Genomic DNA, 19956 nt, shown 5'->3' with positions numbered 1-19956 from the left:
GGGTCGACGAGATCCTCGCCGACGGGGTGGACACGTTCCTGCGCGCCTATACCTGAGCGCGGCCAGGGCCTGCCGTCACGGCTCACGGCAGGCCGCCGCCCGGCCGGTCAGACAAGCTCGACGATGGTGGCGTTCGCGGTGCCGCCGCCCTCGCACATGGTCTGCAGGCCGTAGCGGATGCCCAGGTCCCGCATGTGATGCAGCATCCTCGTCAGCAGGATCGTGCCGGACGCGCCGAGGGGGTGGCCGACGGCGATCGCTCCGCCGAGCGGGTTGAGGACCGCGTCGCCGGCGCCCAGCTCGGCCTGCCAGGCCAGCGGGACCGGAGCGAACGCCTCATTGACCTCGAAGACCCCGATGTCGGAGACCGAGAGCCCGGACCTGCCGAGGACCTTCCGGGTCGCCGGAATCGGGCCGGTGAGCATCATCAGCGGATCGGCGCCGCAGACCGCCCCGGAGTGGTAGCGGGCGATGGGCGTGAGGCCGAGGTTCCGCGCCCTCTCCGGGGTGGTGATCAGCACGGCCGAGGCGCCGTCGGAGATCTGTGAGGCGTTGCCCGCGTGGATCAGCCCGTCCTCGTGGAAGGACGGCTTGAGCTTCGCGAGCGTCTCGGCCGTGGTCCCACGGCGCAGCCCCTCGTCCGTGGTGAACTCCGGCTTGCCCGGGACCTGGACGAGCTGCGCGTCGAACGCGCCCGCGTCGATCGCGGCGGCCGTGAGCTCGTGGGAGCGCGCGGCGTACTCGTCGAGCCGCTGCCGGGACAGGCCCCATCGGCGGGCGATCCGCTCGGCGCCGATGCCCTGGTGGAAGTCCTCGCCCGGGAACTCGCCGCCGGTCAGGTCCGCCGCGTACCGGGCGCGGGCCAGTGGACCGAAGGGCCGGCCGAGGTCGCGGCCGGCGCCGAGCGGTACCCGGGTCATCGTCTCCACGCCACCGGCCACCACGGCGTCGTACTGCCCGGCCATCACCATGCCGGCGGCGAAGTCGAAGGCCGACTGGCTTGACCCGCACGCCCGGTTCAGCGTGATGCCCGGTACGGTCTCCGGCCAGCCCGCGGCCAGGACGGCGTACCGGCCCACCTGCGCGGCCTGGTCGCCGACCTGGTTCACACAGCCCCAGACGACGTCGTCGATGACCTGGGGATCGATCCCGGTGCGTTGCTGCAGCGACCGGAGCACGTGCGCGGACAGGTCGACGGGGTGGACGTCGGCGAGCGATCCGTTGCGCTTGCCGATGGGGGTGCGGACGGCCTCCACGACGACGGCTTCGGGCATGGTTCCTCCGGATTCAATTCGGTGCCCGAGTAAATGTACGCCAATTGGCCCGTCATTCGAGGCGCCGGGTCCTTTTGTAGACAACGGAACGGCAGGGTGGCAGTACGGGTAATGGCATCCGTTGAATCTGTTTCGAAACACGGCCGTCCGCTAATACTTGGGTCAGTTCCGACGGAGGGCTGGTGAGGATGAACGGCAATGGATCGCCTGTGCTCCTCGTCGAAGGCGATGGTCCGACACGAACGGTGACGATGAATCGTCCCGCCCGGCTCAACGCCGTCGACGAGGAGCTGCACGCGGAGCTGGCGGAGGTCTGGGGCCGGCTGCGCGATGACGACGAGGTCCGGGCGGTGGTGTTCACCGGTGCGGGAAGGGCCTTCGCCGCCGGGGGCGACATGGAGTTCCTCACCCGTGTCGCCGGCGACCCGCGGTTCCGCTACCGGACGATGGCGGAGGCGCGGCGCATCGTCACCGAAATGCTGGACTTTCCCAAACCGATCATCGCCGCGGTCAACGGTCCGGCCGTCGGCCTGGGATGCAGCCTGGCCGTGATGTCGGACGTCGTCTTCATGAGCGAGGAGGCCTTCCTGGCCGATCCGCACGTGAGCCTCGGCGTCGTCGCGGCCGATGGCGGCGTGCTGGCCTGGCCCCTCATGATGAGCGTGCTCCGCGCGAAGGAGTACCTGTTCACCGGCGACCGCATCGACGCGGTGACCGCCGAGCGCATCGGGCTGGCGAACCACGTCGTGGCGGCGGACGAGGTGCTGCCGCGGGCGCATGCGCTGGCCGAGCGCCTGGCGCGGCAGCCGCGCCAGGCGCTCGCCGATACCAAACGTGCCATCAACATCCACATGAGCAGGGCGATCGCGAACGTGATCGACTTCGCGTTCGCGTCCGAAAGCGAAACGTTCGCGCTACCGCAGTTCCGGGACTCCCTCGATGCCTACACCGCCCGGCGCGGCATCGGCACGCCCACCGCGACGGCAGCGACGCCGTGACCACACGAATGGAGGCGATCATGGAGATTTCGCTCGACTGGCTGGTCTCGGTCGACGACCACGTGCTCGAACCGCCGCACGTCTGGCAGGACCGGCTGCCGGCCGGGCTCAAGGAGGCCGGCCCGCGGATCGTGCGGGACGATCAGGGCGAGGCGTGGGTCTTCGAGGGCAAGCGGATGCCGACCACCGGGCTGTCCGCCGCCGCGGGCAAGAAACGGGAGGAGTTCAGCCCGCTCCCGGTGACCTACGAGGACATGCGGCCGGGATGCTACGACCCGGCCGCCCGGATCGAGGACATGAACCGTGCGGGGGTGCTGGCCTCGCTTTCGTTCCCGTCGTTCCCGAGGTTCTGCGGCCAGGCGTTCACCGAGGCCGACGACCGCGAACTCGGCCTCGCGTGCGTCAAGGCCTACAACGACTGGATGATCGAGGAATGGTGCGCCACCGCACCGGGCCGGCTGATCCCGATGATCATCCTCCCGCTCTGGGACCCGCGGCTGGCCGCCGAGGAGATCGAGCGCACCGCGGCGATGGGTGCGAAGGCGATCGCCTTCAGCGAGAACCCGTACCAGCTGGGCCTGCCGTCCATCCATGACCCGAGCGGTCACTGGGAGCCGATGGTCGCCGCGGCGGCCGAGACGGGGATGCCGATCTGCATGCATCTCGGCTCGTCCTCGCAGCTGCCGTCCACGTCCCCCGACATGCCGATGGCCGGGGTCATCGCGCTGACGCCGGTCGCCAGCACGGCCGCCGCGTGCATCGACTGGCTCTTCAGCCCGTGGCTGCCGCGGTACCCCGACCTCAAGCTGTGCCTCTCCGAAGGCGGTATCGGCTGGATCCCCTACGTGCTGGAGCGCTGCGACCACGTGGTCGAGGTGCACCGGGCCTGGGCGGCCAAGGGCGACTTCGGCGGCGGCGACCTCACCACGGGCGCCGTCGGAGACCGCAGCGACCTCGGCGGCCTCGACCTGTCCATCCTGCCGTCGGAACGGTTCCGGCAGCACATCTTCGGCTGCTTCATCGAGGACCCCTTCGGTGTCAGCGCCATCGAGAAGATCGGCGTGGACAACGTGATGATCGAGACGGACTACCCGCACACCGACTCGACGTGGCCGAACTCGATCGAGGTGGCGCACAAGGAGCTCGCGGGCCTCTCGGACGAGGTGAAGCGCAAGGTCATGCAGACCAACGCCGCGCGGGTGTTCAACCTGGAGCTGCCCGAGCCGCCCGCGGCGAGGCGGTGACCGCGCCGGCACATGGGCCCGTCCGGACGGCCATGAAGGTCTGGCTCTCGTTGCCGTTCCTGCCCGCGGACGGTCTGCGGCGGCTGTCGCTCGCCGCCGAGGAGGCCGGTGTCACCGGTCTCGCGCTCTCGGACCACCCCTGTGTGCCGGCCACCTTCGCGTCGCCGTATCCCTACGGCGGCGCGAAGCCGGTCACCCTGCCACCCGAGGCGCCGCTTCCCGATCCGCTCGTCGCCGCCGCCGCGCTCGCCGCCGCCACGACCCGTGTCCGGTTCATGACCGCGGTCCTCATCGCACCGCTGCGGCACCCGGTGCCGCTGGCGAAGGGGGCGGCGTCGGTGGCGGCGATGAGCGGCGGGCGCTTCGACCTCGGTGTGGGCGTCGGATGGCTCCGCGAGGAGTTCGAGGCCCTGGGGCAGGACAACTTCGGCAGGCGGGGCGCCGTCCTGGACGAGATGCTGCCGCTGCTCCGGCGGCTGTGGAGCGGCGGGCTCGTCGCCCACCACGGCGAGCATTTCTCCTTCGCCCAGGTCGCCGTGAACCCGGCTCCACCGGGCGTCCTCCCGATCTTCGTCGGCGGGACGTCCGATGCCGCCCTGCGGCGCTGCGCGGCGGAGGCGGACGGCTGGGTCGGCGCGAACCACTCGCTGGAGGAACTCGCCGGAATCGTCGCCCGGCTCGCCGAGGCACGCGCCGAGGCGGGCACCGAGGACCGTCCATTCGAGATCCGGACGGGAATCAGGGGCACGGTGACGCGGGCCCGGATGACCGCCCTCCGCGAACTCGGCGTGGATTCCTTCCTGCTCGCGCCATGGCAGATCGGGGAACGGCGCGAGTCGATCCACGACCTTCCCGTGGACGCCATCGCCGCCGCGCTCCCCGAGCTCGTCGAGTCGATCAGGACGGCGTAGGAGCCGCATACCCGAGGAGACCAGCCATTTTCCACGACGATCACGACCTCTTCCGGATGTCGGTCCGCTCCTTCATCGCCCGGGAGATCACCCCTCACTTCGAGGAGTGGGAACGCGCCGGCATCACCGACAAGGCCGTCTTCCGCAAGGCCGGGGAGGCGGGGATCCTGGCACTCGGCGTGCCCAAGGAGTTCGGCGGCGCCGGCCACCCGGACTTCCGTTTCAACGCTGTCGTGCTTGAGGAGATGTGCCGGGCCGGCGTGTTGAACGCCGGCCTCGGGATCTCCACCCACGCCGACGTCGTCGTGCCGTACTTCGTCCGGTACGGGACGCCGGCGCAGCGGGAACGCTGGCTGCCCGGCCTGTGCTCCGGGGAACTCGTCGGCGCGATCGCGATGACCGAACCGGACACGGGGTCGGATCTGGCCGCGATCGCCACCCGCGCCGTGCGGGACGGCGACGACTACATCGTCCGGGGCAGCAAGGTCTTCATCTCGAACGGCATCCACAGCGACCTGGTGATCCTCGTGTGCCGCACCGGGGGCGGCGAGACCGCCCGGCGCGACCTCAGCCTCCTCGTCGTCGAGTCCGGCCGGGCGGGATTCAGCCGGGGACGCAATCTCGACAAGCTCGGCCAGCACGCGGCGGACACCGCCGAGCTGTTCTTCGACGACGTGGTCGTGCCGGGAGAGAACCTCCTCGGCGAGGAGGGCCGCGGGTTCTATCACCTGATGGCGATGCTCTCCCAGGAACGCCTGTCCATCGCGGTGATGGCCCTCGCACACGCGCGGGCGGCCTTCGAGCAGACCCTGGCCTACTGCAAGGAACGTCATGCCTTCGGGCAGCCCATCGGCTCCTTCCAGAACTCCCGCTTCCAGCTCGCCACGATGCGCACCGAGCTGGACGTCACCCAGGCGTTCGTCGACGCGCAGATTGCCGCGCATGCCGCGGGCCGGCTGTCCGCCGAGGAGGCGGCGCAGGCCAAGTGGTGGTGCACGGAACTGAACTCCCGCGTGCTGACCGCATGCGTCCAGCTGCACGGCGCGTACGGGTACATGGAGGAGTGCGCGGTCGGCCGGGCCTGGCGGGACGGGCGCGCGATGTCGATCTACGGCGGCACCAACGAGATCATGAAGGACATCATCGGCCGCCGGATGCTGGGGGTCTGATGGACCTCGGTACGCCGAACCTCCGATTCGAGCGGCAGGGCCCGATCGCCTGGTGCACGGTGAACAACCCCGCGCGGCGTAACTCCCTGTCGGTGGCGATGTACCTCGGTCTCGGCCGCGCGATCCGGGGTGTCGCGGATGATCCCCGGCTTGAGGCACTCATCATCACGGGCGTCGATGACGTCTTCATCGTCGGTGGCGATATGGCGTCGCACGACTCCGGCAGCGCCCCACTCCGGGACGAGGACCTGCCGTTCTCGCCGCTGCGGCGGGGGGACGTCCCGGTCGTGGCCGCGGTCAACGGCCATTGCCAGGCGAGCGGCCTGTGGCTCACCGTCCTCGCCGACGTGGCCGTCGTGAGCGAACGGGCCCGCTTCCGGCTGCCGGAGCTGCGGCTCGGCGTGGCGGCTCCCTGGAGTTCGGCTCTGCTGCCCTCGGTGATCGGCCTCGCGCGGGCGAAGGAGCTGGCTTTGACGTCGCGTTCGTTCAGCGCCGCGGAGGCGCACGCGATGGGCCTGGTCGCCCGGGTGGTGCCGCACGACGAGCTTCATGACGCGGCCGAGCGCACCGCGTACGAGCTGCTTGAGGCCGGCCCGCAAGCGCGGGCCGCGTGGAAGCGGGCGGTGCACGAGCATCTCCCACCGGTCGACGAACGATCCGTCGCCGCGTCGATCGGCACGGCCGAGGCGAAAGAGGGCTTCGCCGCCTTCGCCGAGCGGCGCCTTCCGCCGTGGTCGCGCGGCGTCGGACGAGTTGAGGACAGGAGGAGCGATGAGTGACTGGGGGACCGGCTCGGTCGAAGGGCTGACGGCCGTCGGCCTCCTGCGCGAATGCGCCGAGGAGGTCGGCGACCTGCCGTTCCTGGACTTCGGCGGGGAGCCGTACACCTACCGCCGGCTGTGGGAGCGGGCGTCCTCGTACGCGGCGGGGCTGCGCAAGGCGGGGGTCCGGCCCGATCAGACCGTCGTCACGATGCTCGACAACAACGCGGACGCGGTCTCGCTGTGGTTCGCGACGAACCTTCTCGGCGGTATCTGGGTGCCCGTCAACACCGCGTTGAAAGGCGACTTCCTGTCGCATGTCGTGGCGGATTCCGCCGCTCGCGTGGTGGTGTGCGAGGCCGATTTCGTCGACCGGTTCCGAGCGGAGATCACGCGGTTGCCGGACGTCGAGCGCATTCTCGTCCGCGGGCTCAGCGCGGCCGGCCGCATCGGCGACGTCCTCGTCGAGCCACTGGAGGAGTACCTCGCCGACGCCGGTCAGCAGATCTGGGCCGACCGCGGCTCCGACGCCACGGCCTTGATCATCTACACCGGCGGGACGACCGGCCCGTCCAAGGGCTGTGTCATCTCGAACGGCTATGTGTTCAGCTCCGCCCGGGGGTTCCTGGTGCAGAGCGGGCGCACGAAGGACGAGCTGAACTGGAGCCCGCTGCCGATCTACCACTTCAACCTCGTGAGCGGCACCATCCTCGGCACCATGCTCCTGCGGGGCTCGGCGTCCATCGCCCCCCGTTTCTCGGTGTCGAGGTTCTGGCCCGAGGTGGAGCGAACCGGTGCCGCGATGGTCAACCTCCTCGGCTCCATGGGATCGCTCATCGCGCAGATGGACGAGACGCCGGAGATGAAGCGCTGCCACGGGCGGATCCGTGTCGTGCACGGTGCGCCCTTCCCACCGGAGCTGCAGGAGGTGTGGCGCACCCGCTTCGGTGTGGAGCGCGTGGGCGGCAACACCTACGGGCTCACCGAGTGCTTCCCCCTGACGACCCTTGAGGTCGGTGTCCCGGCTCCTCCGGGCAGCTCCGGGAAGGCGAACTCGGAGGACTTCGACGTCCGGATCTTCGACGGCGACGACCGGGAGGTGCCGGTGGGCGAGGTCGGCGAGGTGGTGTGCCGGCCCCGGCGGCCGGGTGTGATGTTCCAGGGGTACTGGCGGCGACCGGCGGCGTTCGCCGAGGTCACCCGCAACCTGTGGTTCCACACCGGAGATCTCGGCCGCTTCGATCACGACGGGTTCTTCTACTTCGTCGACCGGAAGAAGGACTACCTCAGGCGCCGCGGCGAGAACATCTCCAGCCAGGAGGTGGAGCAGGCGCTCCTTGCCCATCCGGCCTTGGCCGAGGTGGCCGTGCACGCGGTGCCGTCCGAGCTGACCGAGGACGACCTCAAGGTCACCGCGGTCCTGGCACCGGGCGCCGGCATAGCGGAGCCCGAGCTCTTCGATTGGATGAAGGAACGCGTCCCCTACTTCGCCCTGCCGCGGTACATCGAGTTCCGTGAGGCGCTGCCCACCAGCCACGTCGGCCGGGTGCACAAGTACAGGCTGCGTGACGAGGGATGCACCCCCGCCACCTGGGACCGCGAGAAGAGCGGCGTCGAGTGGGACCGGCGATAGCACCGGTCGCCGGGCGGTACCGAACGTGAAGGAGAAGCATGACGCGGCGATCGTTCGTCATCGGTGTCGGGATGACCAGGTTCGAGAAGCCGGGGTCACGCCCCGGGTGGGACTACCCCGACATCGGACGGGAGGCGGCGGTGAACGCGCTCGCCGACGCGGGCATTCCCTATCGGGACGTCGACCACGCGTTCCTCGCCTATTGCTACGGAGATTCGACGTCCGGGCAACGCGCCCTGTACGAAGTGGGGCTGACCGGCATCCCGATGGTGAACGTCAACAACAATTGCTCCACGGGGTCGTCGGCGCTGTATCTCGCCAACCAGTTCGTACGGGCGGGGCTCGCCGAATGCGTGCTGGCGCTCGGCTTCGAGAAAATGGAACGCGGCAGCCTGCGGGAGTACTGGAGCGACCGTGCCGCACCGACCGGACGGCACATCGAGGCGATGGCCGCCCGGCGGGGTCTCACCGGGGCACCGGCCGCGGCGCAGATCTTCGGCAACGCCGGCCGCGAGTACATGGAGCGGTACGGGGTCAGCCGGGAGACCATCGCCAGGATCGCCGAGAAGAACCACCGCCACTCGGTGAACAACCCGTACTCGCAGTTCCGGGACGAGTACTCGCTCGCCGACATCCTCGCCTCGCCCGCGGTGCACGATCCGCTGACGAGGCTTCAGTGCTGCCCGACCTCGGACGGCGGCGCGGCGGCCGTGGTGGCGAGCGAATCCTTCGTCGAGCGCCACGACCTGGGGCCGCGGGCGGTGGAGATCGCCGGGCAGGCGCTCACCACCGACACCGAGTCCACCTTCGACGGCGGTGACGCCGGGCTGGTGGGATACCACATGACCAGGGACGCCGCCCGCGCGGTGTACGACCGGTCGGGCATCGGGCCCGAGGACGTGCAGGTGATCGAGCTGCACGACTGCTTCAGCACGAACGAGCTCATCACCTACGAGGCCCTGGGGCTGTGCGAGGCCGGCGGCGCCGGAAGGCTGATCGACGAGGGGGTCGTCGACTACGGCGGCCGGTGGGTCGTGAACCCGTCGGGTGGCCTCATCTCGAAGGGCCACCCGCTGGGCGCGACGGGCCTGGCCCAGTGCGCCGAGCTCTGCTGGCAGCTCCGCGGCGAGGCAGCGGCCCGGCAGGTCGCCGGCGCGAGCACCGCCCTTCAGCACAACATCGGCCTCGGCGGCGCCGCGGTCGTCACGATGTACCGCGCGCCCGCATGATGGCCGGCACCGGCTCCGGGGTGCTCCCGGAGCCGGCGCCGGTGGCTCAGTGGGGGATGGGGGTACGCGGATCGGTCCTCACATCGACCACGAGCGGCCCGCGGCGGTTCTCGATCGCCTCCGCGATGCGGGGCAGGTCGGCCGGGCCGGCGATGGTCACGCCCGAGGCGCCCATCCCCCGGGCGATCGACGCGAAGTCGGTATCGGGCAGGACGGCGAGGTCGTGTGCCTTGCCGAGCCGATCGGTGATCGACACCTCTGCCCCGTAGGCGCTGTCGTTGTACACCACGAGAACGAGGTCGAGCCCATATCTGACGGCGGTGAGCAGCTCGGGCAGCTCCATGGCGAGCCCGCCGTCGCCCGCGGTGAGCAGGACGGGGCGTTCGGGCCGCCCCACGGCCGCGCCGATCGCGGTCGCGAGGCCGAGCCCGATGGAGCCGAAGTCCACCGTCTCGATGAAGGCGGACGGCTCGGTCACGCGCATCCAGGCATATCCCGGGAGCATGAACCGGCCGGAGCCGGAGACGAAGGTCCGCTCTCGGGGGAAGACCCGGTCGAGGAGAAGCGTCAGATCGCGGCCGTCAACGGAACCCCCGTCGTGGGGCGCGAATTCCGATCGGGGACCGAACTCGGAGAGACGGGTCCGCAGCTCCTCGGTGCAGAGCGTGCTCCCGTGCGGGAGATCGAGTTCGCCGAGCCATTCGAGCAGGGTGTCGGCGGCGCGTCCGGCGTCGGCCTGGACGGCGACCGTGACCTCGGTTCGCAGGCCGAGGCGGCCCGGGTCCAGGTCGATGTGAACGATGCGCTTCCCGTCGACCAGTGACCCGCCCGCCGTGGTGTCGGAGTTGAGGCCGGCGCCGAAGACCAGAAGGCAGTCGGCGGCCAGGATCGTCTCGGTCGCCGGAGCGTGCGAAAGGGTGCCGCAGATGCCGAGGTCGAAGGGCTCCCCGCGGAACAGGTCCTTGGCGCGCAGCGTCGTGGCCACGGGCGCACCGATCGCCGCGGCCAGCGCGCGAAGGGACTTCGCGGCGCCGGCCAGGACGGCGCCGCGCCCGGCGACGACGACGGGCCGCCGCGCCGTGGCGATCACCCCCGCGGCGCGATCGAGCGCGTCGAGGTCCGGTCCGACCGCCTGGAGGGCGGGCGGGCTCGCCTTCGCCGGCGCGTACGCGACCGTCCCCGCCTGGACGTTGACCGGGGCGTTGAGCACGATCGGGCGCCGTTCGGCGCGGGCCCTGCCGACGGCCCGCGCGACGTCCTTGACGGCCGTGGCGGGGGAGACGATCGGCTGGAAGCCCGCGCCGGTCGGCGCCACCAGGGCCGCCTGGTCGATCCGCTGGCGGCCGTGGGGCAGCGCCGGGTCGGTGTCGCCGGCGAGTACCACGACCGGCAGGCCGGCGCGGGCGGCCTGGGTGAGCGCGGTGGCGGTGTTGGTCAGGCCCGGGCCGTGGGTCACGGTCGCGAAGCCGACTTCGCCGGTTACCGACGCGTATCCGGCCGCCATGAGGACGGCGCCGTCCTCGCGCGCCGCCTTCACATAACGGACCCCGTGGTCCTCGACGAGGTCGGCGAGCACGCGGATATTGCCTTCTCCCACGACCCCGAAGAGCGTCGTCATGCCCTGCGCGGCGAGCGCCCTGGCGATGGCTGAGTGAACGAGAACATCGGAGCTGGACATCCGGCTCATGAAATCACGCTTACGCGAGCGCGCACTGCTTCTCGGGTGGTTCAACGAATAACAGCATAAGGAGTCCCTTGTACCGATCTGGGCGGTGACGGAATATCGCCTGACAAACAGCCTGGAGGAGGAGCCCGTGACGGCAGTATTGGACGTCGACAGCCACGAGATGGCGCCGCTGGAGCTCTGGGGCGAGCTGTTCGGCGAGGAGATCGCCCGCCGCGTGAACGAGGTCGGCTTCGACATCCACAGCCGGGCCCGCGCGAACCCGCTGTCGGTTCCCGGCCTGGTCGCCGACACCACGCCCATCACGCAGGAGACGGTGTGGCGGCTGAAGGGCGCGAGCGCTCCGTCCGCCATCGACCTGCGCCGGCGCCCGGACGTCCTCGACGAGATGGGCATCACCCGGCAGCTGGTCTTCCCGACCTTCGGGCTGTTCGCGCTCATCCTCGTCAACGACCCCAACGCGCACGCCTGGCTCGGATTCGACCCGGGCCGGGTCGACGGCCGGGAGCTCGGGCGCATGGCCGTCGCCGCGCACAACGACTGGGCCGCCGATATCACCAGGTCGACGTCGGACCGGGTCCGGCCGGTGGGGATCGTGCTGACCGACACCTCGGTGGAGGACATGGTGCGGCAGGCCCGCTCCATGCTCGAGCGTGGAATCCGGGCGCTGATGATCCCGGCGAACGTCCCACCGGCGGGCACATCGCCGGCTAACCCCGACCTCGATCCGTTCTGGCGGTTCGCGGCCGAGGCCGATGTGCCGGTCACGATCCACCTCGGGACCGACTTCGGCTTTCTCGCCTCGGGGGCGTGGTCCAAGGGCGTGGAGGTGTTCCACCCCTCGGACAAGTCCACGGTCGAGTTGCCCATCGAGCCCTACCGGGCCACGACGATCCATTTCTGCGCCGAGAACCTGATCTCGACGATGGTGCTCGGCGGCGTCTTCGAACGGCACCCGTCGCTGCGGTTCGGGGCGATCGAGCTGGCCGCGGGCTGGGTCGGCCCGCTGGCCGAGCGGCTCGACTGCTGGGCCGAGGGCCAGTTCCGGTCGAGGCTGGACGGCACGCTGAGCATGCGTCCGTCCGAATACCTCGCCCGCAACGTCAGGGTGACGCCTTTCTACTTCGAGCCGATCGCCCGCTATTTCGAGCGCCACCGCGACCTGTCGTCCGTCTACTGCTATTCCACGGACTATCCGCATGTGGAAGGCGGCAAGGACTCCCGTGCTCTTCAGGAGGCCGCACTCGCACAGGCGCCGGACGGTGCCCGCGAGCGTTTCTTCGCGACCAACGGTGAATTGCTTCTGCCCGCCTGACCGAGGGACCAGAGAAACTGGAGCGTTGCCATGCCAGAGTACTTCCGTTTCGACGATCCCGATTTTTTCGAGGTGATGACGCCACCGGAAAGGAGATGGGCCGGGGAGGTCACCCGCGAGGTGATGCCCGGATGGGACCTCGGAAGCGTCTTCATGGGCGACGACCCGGACGACCCGGAGGTCCCGGTCGCGTCGCTGTTGCAGATCGCTCCCGGTGACACGCTGCCCCGGCACGCCCACGACTGCTTCCGGGTCGAGGTCATGGTGCGGGGGTCCCTCCAAGTGCCCGGCGGGCAGACGCTCGTCCCCGGCGACGTGATGGTTTCGCGTCCGGGTGAGTTCTACGGGCCGCATGTCGCCGGCCCGGAGGGGTCGCTGTCGGTCGAGATCTTCTCGGCGGCCCGCGGCGTCAACCCGGTCAGCGACCCGGACGCGGAGCCGGACGAGAGGTCGGCCGCCGTCGCGGAGCGCGTCAACGAGGCGATCGCCCGGCGGCGGGCCGGGCAGGCGCCATGACGAAGGACGTCCTCGCCCGGCTCGACTCCGACCAGCGAGACCTGCGCGAGATGGTCGCGGCGCTGGCCGCCGAACGATTCGCCCCGAACGCGCGGGAGTGGGACTCCGGCCGCACACCGCTACCGGCGGTGGAACGGCGTGGCCTGGCCGAACTCGGGCTGCTGGGCATCACCATCCCGGAGAAGTACGGGGGGGAGGGCCGGCCGCTGCTGGACGCGCTCATCGTGCTGGAGGAACTGGCCAAGGCATCACCCGTCGCGGCCTGGCCGGTGTTCGAGGCGTGCACCGGCCCGGCCCGGGTGATCGAGCTGCTCGGCACCGAGGAGCAGAAGGCGCGCCTGCTGCCGCCGATCGCGGCCGGGGAGAAGACGCTCGCGGTGTCGATCTCCGAACCGGACGCGGGCTCGGCGGCGACCGACATGACCACCAGGGGGCGGATCGACGGGGACGAGATCGTCCTCAACGGCGTCAAGCGGTGGTGTTCGGGCGCCGGGCACTCCGAGTGGTACCTGGTCTACGTGCGGCTGGCCGACCGGCCGGGCGCGAAGGGAATCGGTGCCGTCGTCGTGGACGGCGACACCCCCGGCCTGACCTTCGGGCCGCAGGAGCGGCTCATGGGGTTCCGGGGAATCGGCTCGGCCGACATCGTCTTCACCGATGCACGGGTGCCCCTCGAGAACCTGATCGTCCCGGCCGGCGGGTTCTCGAAGCTGTTCACCGCGTTCTCGATCGAGCGGCTGGGCAACGCGACGATGTCGCTCGCCGTCGGCCAGTCCGCGTTGGACCGCGCCGCCCGGCACGTCGCCGAGCGCGAACAGTTCGGCCGCCGGATCGCGGACTTCCAGCTCGTCCAAGGAGCGATCGCCGACATGGTGATGCGCGTTGAGGCGGCACGGCTGCTGATCTACGCCGCGGCCTCGGACGCCGGCCGGGCGGCGCCCAGCCCGCTGGCCGCATCGATCGCGAAATGCACGGCGAACGAGATGGCCAAGGTGGTCTCCGATCTGTCGATCCAGCTGCACGGGGGATACGGCTATTCGGAGGAGTACGAGGTCGAGCGGCTGCACCGGGACGCGCACGGCTGGTCGCTGGCCGGGGGCACGCCGAACGTCCAGCGTGTGCGAATCGCATCGGAATACCTCGGCCTGCGCTTCGATCAACGCGTCGGCGGAAAGGCATGAACACCGAATGCGAGCACTATTGCCACCACCCAGCACGCCTTGACGCGGATTATCGCCGATAGCGAAGCTTTGGGCAGCAGACACGGGTCAGGGGTCAGGGATTGCAAATGCAGAGCGATACAGGAAAGCATCACGATGCGGAAGTCGACCGACTCGCCGCCGACTTCGACCACCACGATGAAGCGCTCGACCACGAGGTTCTGACGCAGGTTTACGACCGCCTTCTCGCGGGCTGCCCGGTCGCCAGGACCACGGCGCACGACGGATTCGCGCTCATCACCCGGCATGCGGACGTCGTCGAAGTCGAGAAGGACGGCAAGAGGTTCTCCTCCGCCCAGGGCGTCGTGCACCCGCGGCACGCCGGTCAGCCGCCCAACATTCCCATCGATTTCGACGGACCGCTCCACACCGCGTACCGCAAGCTGTTCATGGAGGTGCTCAAGGCACCGCGGGTGCGCAAGATCGAGCCATATCTGCGCGACCTGACCGGGCGCGTCCTCGACTCGTTCGCCGACGGCGACGACACCGACTTCGTGCAGAACGTCGCCGTGCAGATTCCGGTGCGGGCCGTGGGGCACCTCCTCGGGTTCGGCGAGGACGCGAACGAGCAGCTCCAGGAGTTCGCGACGGCGATCCTCGAACACGCCGGCACACCGGCGATGGCCGATGCCGTGCAGAAGCTCGGCGCCCTCACGAGCACCCATCTGAACCAGCGGCGGGAGGAGCCCCGCGGGGACTATCTCAGCACGCTCGTCCAGGCGGACTTCGGCGGCCGGCCGCTCACCGAGGATGAGCTGCTCGGAACCATCCGGTCCTTCGTCTTCGCGGGATTCGAGACGACGGCGCGGTCCATCGCGAGCCTCGTCCACCACCTGGTGACACACCCCGAGCTCCAGGCTCGGATGCGGTCGGATACCGCGTCCATCGAAGGGATCGTGGAGGAGGGGCTGCGCCTTTTCCCGCCCGTCCACACCATGTTCCGGACCGTGACGGAACCGACGAGACTCCGCGACGCCGCATTGGCGGAGGGAGAGCGGCTCGTGCTGCTTTACGGGGCCGCCAACCGCGATCCCGAGCAGTTCGAGGACCCCGCGACGTTCAGGGCGGATCGGGAGAACGCCCGGCAGCACCTCGCTTTCGGCATCGGCACGCACTATTGCGCCGGTGCGCCACTGGCGCGAGCCGAGATACGGATTCTCCTGGAGGCCCTCGTCGAACGTCCACCGCTGGAGCTCGTGGGAACCCCGCGGTACCTCCCTCGTCTGATGATGGGTCAGATGATGGGCATCGATTATCTGCCCCTTCGGTTTCAGGGAGACCGCTGACATGCGTTCAGCCGTGCTTTTGGAATTCGGAAAGGACCTCGCGGTCGAATCGCTCGAACCGCTGGCGCCCGGCCCGCGCGACGTCGTCGTCGCCGTTGGTGCGAGCGGCATCTGCCACACCGACCTCTCGGTGCGCAACGGACTGTTCGCCGGCATGGTCTCCGGGCCGATGATCGGAGGTCACGAGGGGGCCGGAACGGTCGTCGAGGTCGGGAAGCAGGTGAACCGCGTCGCCGTCGGTGACCGCGTGATCGCGTCCTTCCGCCCGGCCTGCGGCACCTGTTCGTACTGTGTACGCGACAGTTCGCACCTGTGCGACGCGCTGGGCCCGTTCTTGCGGAAGCCGCGCGCCGCCCGGAGCGACGGATCCCAGGCCGTCGCGATGAGCGGCATCGGCACGTTCAGCGACATCCTGACGTGCGACGAGGCATCGGTCGTCCGCATCGACTCGGATCTGCCCGATGCCCATCTGGCCCTGCTCGGCTGCGGCATGACCACGGGCGTCGGTGCGGCCCTGTTCACCGCGCGGGTGCGCCCCGGATCGGCCGTCGCCGTGGTCGGGTGCGGCGGTGTCGGCCAATCGGTGATCCAGGGCGCGGCCGTCGCCGGCGCCGCCCGGATCATCGCGGTCGATCCGGTCGCGTCCAAACGCGAGGTCGCCCTCCGCCTCGGGGCCACCGACACGGTCGATCCGGCGGTCGCGCCCCCGGAGGAGCAGGTGAGGGAACTGCTTCGCGGGAAGGGCGCCGACTGCGCCTTCGACGTCGTCGGCACGCCGGAGATCGTCGCGTCCACGTACCGCATGATCGGCAAGGGCGGAACGCTGGTGCTCGTCGGCTACGGGCCGATGGACGGCGAGTTCCGGGTCCCCGCGTTCGACCTGCAGGCGCAGGAGAAGACGGTGAAGGGGTGCGTGGCCGGCTCGGCGCAGATCCGGCGCGATTACCAGGTCCTGATCGACCTGATCGAGAGCGGCCGGCTCAGCACCGACGCACTCGTCTCGCAGCAGGTCGGCCTGGACGAGGTCAATGTCGCCATGCAGGCGATGCTTTCCGGTGAGGTGATCCGAAGTGTCGTCACAACGTTCTGAATTCGCGGATCGCCGGCGCGAGGCGGTATATGTCGGCGGCGAATGGGTGAAGTCGACCGGGCCGCTGCGCGACATCGTGTCACCGGCGTCCCTGGAGATCATCGGATGCGCCCCGGACGGCACCGCCGACGACATGGACCGTGCCGTGGCGGCGGCTCGCCGTGCCTTCGACGAAGGAACCTGGTCCGGCCTCCCGGTCACCGACCGGGTCCGCCACCTTGAGCGGGCGGGTGAGCTCTACGCCGAACGCGCCGGAGAACTCGCCGAGCTCATCACCGCCGAGATGGGCAGCCCGATCACGTTCTCGCGCCGCGCCCAGGGACCCATCGCGCAGCACGTTCTCGCGTACTTCATCGAGCTCGGCAAACGGTTCGAGTTCGAGCAGGTACGCGAGGGGCTCAGCCTGCCCGCCCGCGTGGTCCACGACCCGTCGGGCGTCGTCGCCGCCATCGCGCCGTGGAACTACCCGCAGGCCCTCCTGCTGATGAAGATCGCGCCGGCCCTCATCACCGGCTGCACCGTCGTGGCGAAACCGTCCCCCGAGACGGCGATCGACGGGCTGGTCCTGGCGGAGATCTTCGACGAGGCCGGCATCCCGCCGGGAGTGCTCAACGTCGTCCCCGCCGATCGTGCGGCGGGCGAGCACCTCGTCAGCCACCCCGGCGTCGACCGCGTGGCGTTCACCGGCTCCACCGCCGCCGGTCGCCGGATCGCCGAGATCTGCGGGCGTGACCTGCGGCGCTGCACGCTCGAACTGGGCGGGAAGTCGGCCGCGCTCATCCTGGACGACGCGGACGTCGCGCAGACGATGGAGGGCCTGCGGGACTACGCCTTCCGCAACAGCGGGCAGACCTGTACCAACCAGACGCGAATCCTGGTGCCCCGGTCGAGGCAGCGGCAGTTCACCGACGCCCTGTGCGAGATGGTGGCGTCGATGCAGGTGGGCGACCCGATGGACCCTGCCACAGAGATCGGCCCACTGGTCTCCGAACGTCAGCGGGACAGGGTGGAGGGCTACATCGGCATCGGCCGTGACGAAGGGGCGACGCTCGCCTACGGCGGCGGTCGCCCGGCGGGCCTGGACGCGGGCTGGTACGTCGAACCGGCCGTCTTCGTCGATGTCGACAACTCGATGCGCATCGCCCGTGAGGAGATCTTCGGCCCGGTCGTCGGGGTCATCCCGTACGACGACGAGGCCGACGCCGTGGCCATCGCCAACGACTCGGAGTACGGGCTTGCCGCGAGCGTGTGGAGCGACGACGCCGAGCACGCGTCCGACGTGGCGAAGCGGATCAGGGCCGGCCTGCTCCTCGTCAACGGCCAGGGCGGCAGCTTCGACGCGCCCTTCGGCGGCTTCGGGCAGAGCGGGATCGGTCGTGAATGCGGTGTCGAGGGCCTCCTCGCCTTCACCGAGACGAAGCAGCTGCCCCTCCTGCCATGACCTGAGCACTGGTGACACAGGCAGTTCTCAGCCGCCGATCCGGCGATCGGCTCCCCGTCCACAAGGTTCACGCTGAGGCCGCATCGCGGCGGAAAGATACGGAGGTCGAACCATGCCCAAGGACCTCGAAGACGCGTTGTCCCGCGACGACGTCTTCTCAGTCGGGCCCGGCGACGAGCTGTTGTTCCTCCCCGAGCCGGAGCCGAGGGACGTCTGGTGCCCGGTGATCTCGGTCGATGACCACGCGTTCGAGCCCACGACGCTGTTCGACCGGGTGCCCGCCAGGCTGCGCCAGGACGCGCCGCAGGCGGTCGAGGTCGACGGCCGGCCCGCGTGGCGGATCGGCGGGAAGGACCACTTCTTCACCGGCATGGACGGTGCGGCCAACCGGCCCATCAGCCAGTGGCGGTCGATGAAGATGCGGAGGGAGGACTACCGGCGATCGGTGTACGACACCGACGCCCGCGTCCTGGACATGGACCTGGCCGGAGTGTGGGCCTCGCTGTGCTTCCCGTCCGTCACCTGGGGATTCTCCGGCACGACGCTGTCGCGTCTGCCCGACCCGGAGGTGGCGTACGCCTGCGTGCGGGCCTACAACGACTGGGTGGTGGAGGAATGGGCCGGCTCCCATCCCGACCGGTTCATCCCGTGCCAGCTCACCTATCTGGAGAACCCGGAACTGGCCGCCAAGGAGGTCCGCCGCAACGCCGAGCGGGGTGTGCACGCCGTCTCCTTCACCGAGAACCCCGCGGCGCTCGGGTATCCCAGCGTCCACTCCGACCACTGGGAGCCGTTCTGGCGCGCCTGCGCCGAGACCGAGACGGCGATCAACCTCCATGTCGGTTCGTCGGGCCGGATCAGCTGCCCCTCTCCCGACTCGCCCGTGCCCGTGCAGGTGGCGCTGTTCCCGCTGAACGGGATCGAGACGGTCGTCGACTGGATCTTCTCCGGTGTTCCGGAGCGGTACCCCGATATCCGCATCGTGCTGTCGGAGGCCGGAATCTCCTGGGTGCCGATGGTGGTCGAGCGCCTCCACCGGGCCTACCGCCAGCGGGAGGCGGAGCCCAAGGTGTGGGCCGCACTCCCCACGCATCCCGTCGACATCCTGCACCGGAACTTCTGGTTCACCTCGATCGAGGACCCGTCGGCGTTCCGCCGCCTCGATGTCATCAGCGAGGACCGCATGATGCTGGAGGTCGACTTCCCGCACACGGACAGCACATGGCCCGACAGCCAGGCCCTCTTCCGCTCGGAGCTGGAGCAGCTGCCCACGGAGACCGTCAAGAAGATCTGCTTCGGGAACGCCGCCGCCCTCTACCACCACCCGGAGCCCCCGGCCCCGGTCCAGGCGGCCTCGACGCTGCTGGGGGCCTCGTAGATGACGGACGCGGTGCTCACCGAGGTGGTGAACGAGAACACCCTCGTGATCACGCTCAACCGGCCGGAGGTGAAGAACGCGATCAACTCCGACGTATCGCTGGGGCTGCGTGCCGCCTTCGAGGAACTGGACCGGGACGACGCGCTCCGTGCCGGAGTGCTCACCGGATCCGGTGGGACGTTCTGCGCCGGGATGGATCTCAAGGAGTTCGCCCGGACCGGTAAGCCGCGGGGCGTGCAGGTGCTCCTCCGGGAAGGTACGAAGAAGCCTCTGATCGCAGCCCTTGAAGGGGTCACGCTCGGTGGTGGCCTCGAACTGGCTCTCGTCGCGGACATCCTGGTCGCGGCGTCCGACGCCGCACTCGGCCTGCCGGAGGTCCGGGTGGGACTGTTCCCCAGCGGCGGCGCGCTCTACAGGCTGCCGGGCGTTCTGCCCAGACCGCTGATCGCCGAGATGGCCTTCACCGGTGAGCGCATCAGCGCCGAGCGGGCCCATCATTTCGGCCTCGTCTCGCGGCTGGCCGCGCCCGGGGCCGCCCTGGACGAGGCGCTCACCATGGCGGAGATGATCACCCGCGGCGCGCCGCTCGGGGTGGCCGCGAGCAAGAACCTGCTCCGCGGCTGCCAGGGGCCGGCGGCCGACGGTTTCTGGATGCGCCAGCGGGAGCTGGCCCACGCCGTGTTCTGGTCCGGGGACGCCGCCGAGGGCGTCGCCGCCTTCGCCGAGCGGCGGCAGCCCCGCTGGCGCAATCGCTGAGCAGGCCGGAGGTACCGCGATGGACATGGAGTATCCGCCGGAGGCCGAAGA

18 protein-coding genes are annotated in these 19956 nt (G+C 70.1%); 15 read left to right on the top strand and 3 right to left on the bottom strand.

The features are described 5' to 3' along the window. Positions 1-107: 107 nt before the first annotated feature. The gene (locus E1264_RS23900) at positions 108-1274 is read right to left on the bottom strand and encodes a thiolase family protein (RefSeq protein ID WP_132177174.1); all 1167 of its coding nucleotides are present in this window, start codon (positions 1272-1274) and stop codon (positions 108-110) included. A 251-nt stretch (positions 1275-1525) separates the two neighbouring features. Here E1264_RS23900 and E1264_RS23895 point away from each other — a divergent pair, with 251 nt between their 5' ends. Genes E1264_RS23895 through E1264_RS23865 form a run of 7 tightly spaced genes read left to right on the top strand, consistent with a single transcriptional unit; the run spans position 1526 to position 9219 of the window. Continuing rightward, the gene (locus E1264_RS23895) at positions 1526-2272 is read left to right on the top strand and encodes an enoyl-CoA hydratase-related protein (protein WP_243711132.1); all 747 of its coding nucleotides are present in this window, start codon (positions 1526-1528) and stop codon (positions 2270-2272) included. 20 nt (positions 2273-2292) lie between these two features. Further along, positions 2293-3516, top strand: a complete 1224-nt coding sequence (locus E1264_RS23890) for an amidohydrolase family protein (protein ID WP_207936110.1) — start codon at positions 2293-2295, stop codon at positions 3514-3516. Between the two features lie 32 nt (positions 3517-3548). Next, positions 3549-4427 carry a TIGR03619 family F420-dependent LLM class oxidoreductase gene (locus E1264_RS23885; protein ID WP_132177170.1) on the top strand — a complete coding sequence of 293 codons (879 nt, stop codon included), beginning with the start codon at positions 3549-3551 and terminating at the stop codon, positions 4425-4427. A 26-nt stretch (positions 4428-4453) separates the two neighbouring features. Next, a complete protein-coding gene (locus E1264_RS23880; RefSeq protein ID WP_279491285.1) occupies positions 4454-5596 on the top strand; it encodes an acyl-CoA dehydrogenase family protein in 1143 nt (380 codons plus the stop codon). After that, positions 5596-6375, top strand: coding sequence for an enoyl-CoA hydratase/isomerase family protein (locus E1264_RS23875; RefSeq protein ID WP_132177166.1), 780 nt, complete (start codon positions 5596-5598; stop codon positions 6373-6375). The genes E1264_RS23880 and E1264_RS23875 overlap by 1 nt, the downstream gene beginning before the upstream one ends. Then, positions 6368-7990 carry an AMP-binding protein gene (locus tag E1264_RS23870; protein WP_132177164.1) on the top strand — a complete coding sequence of 541 codons (1623 nt, stop codon included), beginning with the start codon at positions 6368-6370 and terminating at the stop codon, positions 7988-7990. The genes E1264_RS23875 and E1264_RS23870 overlap by 8 nt, the downstream gene beginning before the upstream one ends. Positions 7991-8028: 38 nt before the next feature. Beyond that, positions 8029-9219 carry a lipid-transfer protein gene (locus E1264_RS23865; protein ID WP_132177162.1) on the top strand — a complete coding sequence of 397 codons (1191 nt, stop codon included), beginning with the start codon at positions 8029-8031 and terminating at the stop codon, positions 9217-9219. A 46-nt stretch (positions 9220-9265) separates the two neighbouring features. Here E1264_RS23865 and E1264_RS23860 read toward each other — a convergent pair whose 3' ends face one another. Further along, positions 9266-10897 carry a thiamine pyrophosphate-binding protein gene (locus E1264_RS23860; protein ID WP_165964337.1) on the bottom strand — a complete coding sequence of 544 codons (1632 nt, stop codon included), beginning with the start codon at positions 10895-10897 and terminating at the stop codon, positions 9266-9268. 136 nt (positions 10898-11033) lie between these two features. On the opposite strand from E1264_RS23860, the gene E1264_RS23855 reads away from it, so the two are divergent. Genes E1264_RS23855 through E1264_RS23845 form a run of 3 tightly spaced genes read left to right on the top strand, consistent with a single transcriptional unit; the run spans position 11034 to position 13915 of the window. Then, complete coding sequence (locus tag E1264_RS23855) at positions 11034-12218, top strand: amidohydrolase family protein (RefSeq protein ID WP_165964336.1); 1185 nt, start codon at positions 11034-11036, stop codon at positions 12216-12218. 30 nt (positions 12219-12248) lie between these two features. Continuing rightward, complete coding sequence (locus E1264_RS23850) at positions 12249-12734, top strand: hypothetical protein (RefSeq protein ID WP_132177156.1); 486 nt, start codon at positions 12249-12251, stop codon at positions 12732-12734. After that, a complete protein-coding gene (locus E1264_RS23845) occupies positions 12731-13915 on the top strand; it encodes an acyl-CoA dehydrogenase family protein (RefSeq protein ID WP_132177154.1) in 1185 nt (394 codons plus the stop codon). The genes E1264_RS23850 and E1264_RS23845 overlap by 4 nt, the downstream gene beginning before the upstream one ends. On the opposite strand, the gene E1264_RS43605 is transcribed toward E1264_RS23845, so the two are convergent. Continuing rightward, positions 13891-14322 (bottom strand): hypothetical protein, encoded by a 432-nt coding sequence (locus tag E1264_RS43605; RefSeq protein ID WP_165964335.1) that lies wholly within the window; start codon positions 14320-14322, stop codon positions 13891-13893. The two genes, E1264_RS23845 and E1264_RS43605, sit on opposite strands and share 25 nt — an antisense overlap. 21 nt (positions 14323-14343) lie before the next feature. On the opposite strand from E1264_RS43605, the gene E1264_RS23840 reads away from it, so the two are divergent. The 5 genes from E1264_RS23840 to E1264_RS23820 all read left to right on the top strand — a co-directional run bounded on the left by E1264_RS23840 (position 14344) and on the right by E1264_RS23820 (position 19905). After that, positions 14344-15240, top strand: coding sequence for a cytochrome P450 (locus E1264_RS23840; RefSeq protein ID WP_165964334.1), 897 nt, complete (start codon positions 14344-14346; stop codon positions 15238-15240). 1 nt (position 15241) lies between these two features. Then, positions 15242-16330: a zinc-binding dehydrogenase gene (locus E1264_RS23835; protein WP_132177150.1), complete on the top strand. Its 1089-nt coding sequence runs from the start codon at positions 15242-15244 to the stop codon at positions 16328-16330. Further along, positions 16311-17771, top strand: a complete 1461-nt coding sequence (locus E1264_RS23830) for an aldehyde dehydrogenase (protein ID WP_132177147.1) — start codon at positions 16311-16313, stop codon at positions 17769-17771. Before E1264_RS23835 ends, E1264_RS23830 begins: the two co-directional genes overlap by 20 nt. Before the next feature lie 112 nt (positions 17772-17883). Beyond that, positions 17884-19149, top strand: a complete 1266-nt coding sequence (locus E1264_RS23825; protein ID WP_132177145.1) for an amidohydrolase family protein — start codon at positions 17884-17886, stop codon at positions 19147-19149. Further along, entirely contained in the window at positions 19150-19905 is a 756-nt protein-coding gene (locus E1264_RS23820; RefSeq protein ID WP_132177143.1) for an enoyl-CoA hydratase-related protein, read from the top strand. It abuts the gene before it with no gap. Positions 19906-19956: the final 51 nt, after the last annotated feature.

It is taken from the genome of Actinomadura sp. KC216 (assembly GCF_004348535.1).
In the GTDB taxonomy this organism is placed as follows: Bacteria; Actinomycetota; Actinomycetes; order Streptosporangiales; family Streptosporangiaceae; genus Spirillospora.
This window is presented reverse-complemented; position numbering and strand designations above follow the sequence as displayed.